General features: G+C 36.5%; 1 protein-coding gene. It reads right to left on the minus strand.

The genetic code is table 11. The features are described from left to right. Positions 1-157: 157 nt before the first annotated feature. Positions 158-1,228: a Fic family protein gene (locus KKG99_13625; GenBank protein MBU1014033.1), complete on the minus strand. Its 1,071-nt coding sequence runs from the start codon at positions 1,226-1,228 to the stop codon at positions 158-160. Positions 1,229-2,178: the final 950 nt, after the last annotated feature.

A 2,178-nucleotide genomic window follows, 5' to 3' on the forward strand; every position in this document is an offset into this window, starting at 1 on the left:
CCTAAAAAATTTCAATTAAAACTATAAATCGGGCGATATGTACATAGCCCTGAACCCGGCGGGTGTAGTTCAACACCGACTCATCGCTGGGTTCCCGATGAATCGGGACAGGCAGTGCCGACCGCTCAGAGTCCTATTTATTACCGCCTGTGCTTTGTTATCTCTTTGTTAATAAGTCAAATAATTCTTCGTTAATATAATAATTACCAGTTCCCAATTTGTCTTTTCTCAGCATTTTATCATCCGCTAATCTGTTTAAGTAATTTGCAGCGGTTAATCTTGATACACCAATGTCGTTTACAACAAACTCAATCTTTGTGTATGGGTGTTTGAATAAGTTATTAAGCAAATCTTGACTATAAAATTTATAATTGTCACGTAGTCGATGTTTATAATCAAGCATTAATTCCTTAATCTTGAAAATCAAGTCAATCGTTTCTATTGCAGTCTCTTCAACTCCTTTAATCATGAAAATTATCCAGTCCTCCCATAAGTTTTCGTCACGGACTTTTTGTAAAAAGCGGTAGTAATCCGGTTTGTGCTTGATAATATAATTGCTTAAATATAAAATCGGCAAAGTCTGTAATTTTTCCAGAATCAAATAGAGAATATTTATTATCCTGCCAGTCCTTCCATTTCCATCATAAAATGGATGAATACTCTCAAACTGAAAATGAATAATCGCCATTTTTATCAATGGGTCACAATCTTGAATTTCAGAATCATTTATGTATCGTTCTAGATTTGCCATTAATTTCATTATCTCCTCATAATCTTGAGGCGGAGTATAAATTGTTTCTCCAGTTGCAGCATTTTTCAATGCAGTTCCAGGTAATTTCCTAAATCCAGCTTTATTATCCTCAAGGACTTCTTGAATTTGCAAAATGCTTTTATTGGTTAACAATCCGGTCTTAGTAATTAATTCAAATCCCCTTTTTAGTGCGGAAATATAGTTCTGCACTTCTTTGGCCTGAAGTGACTTAAAAGCGTCAAGATTTAATTCAGATTTATATAAATCATCGTGTGTTGTAATTATATTCTCAATCGCAGAACTATCTTTTGCTTCTTGTAATCCAAGTGTATTTATCAAGATGTTTTGATTGGGGATAGTAGATGCAATTCCCTTAAGCTCAGCTAATGCAGCATGTGCAGCAGGTAAAGCTTTTAAAACTCTCTTAGTCTCTAAATCAATGCTTAGAGGTAGTTCTGTCAATCCCCAAGTTTCCATTTGTAAAGTATTTTAAAAATTCTATACAAAGATAAACTATTTTGTAAAGAAAATGCCAAATTCTTTACATTTAATAATCGAGATGTATAAAAAATTCATAATTCTATGCATAAGGCTGTTTTAGTTGCATTGGCGCTAACGGCAGCCCTTCCAAAAAACTCCTGAAGCTTTCAATTTTTTCATCATTACCCTGCTAAATTAGCAAATTGCTGGTTTACTGTTGGCAATAAGTTTTTATTGCCGATTTCGAAGCACTGCCTGTCAAGTTACACAGCCTGTCCCGATTTGTCGGGAAAAGTTTATTAGATGCAGAAACGCTGAAACCCGCACTATCTCGGCAAGAAAATATAGCGCCTGTTACCAATAGATTATACAGTAGAATCTAGGTTTGTTTACATTTCATGCCTTAACTTCATTTTCTGGCACTTTTGGAACCGCCACAAGTGGCACATTAAGGCCGGTTTGAGTGGCACATCTTGCTCCGGTTTGAGTGGCACACATTGAACCGGTTTATCCAGATATGGTATTGCAAATCCTCCTTGTTCAGCTGGCGCCGTTTGCGCCGGAATGGTGGCGCTGAATCAGCGGAATAGTCATTTGATCTTTTTGGTCGATTATGCTTCGTCTTTGTTCTAACGGCATCAGCGTAATTTTTTTTTATACCAGTCATGCTCAAACTTCAATTCACCGATTTGCCGGAACGACTCCCCACCTGTTATATCTGCTGAGCCCAAGAACCTGCAATACGTCAAAGAACTTTATCCTAAAAAATTTCAATTAAAACTATAAATCGGGCGATAGGTACATAGCGGTTCACCCGATAAAACAGGTGGGGAAAATGAAATACAATTAATTTAGCTACATGGAAGCACAAGATATTTTAAAGCATTTCTTCCCGGAAGATTTACTAACTCATTTTGACCTGACTGATATCAGGGAACAAGACGGCA

The sequence above is a fragment of the Bacteroidota bacterium genome, from assembly GCA_018816945.1.
GTDB lineage: Bacteria > Bacteroidota > Bacteroidia > Bacteroidales.

What these genes read in the sequence shown, in the direction of transcription:
- KKG99_13625 (MBU1014033.1), bottom strand. Translation starts at nt 1,228, where the DNA reads ATGGAAACTTGGGGATTGACAGAACTACCTCTAAGCATTGATTTAGAG.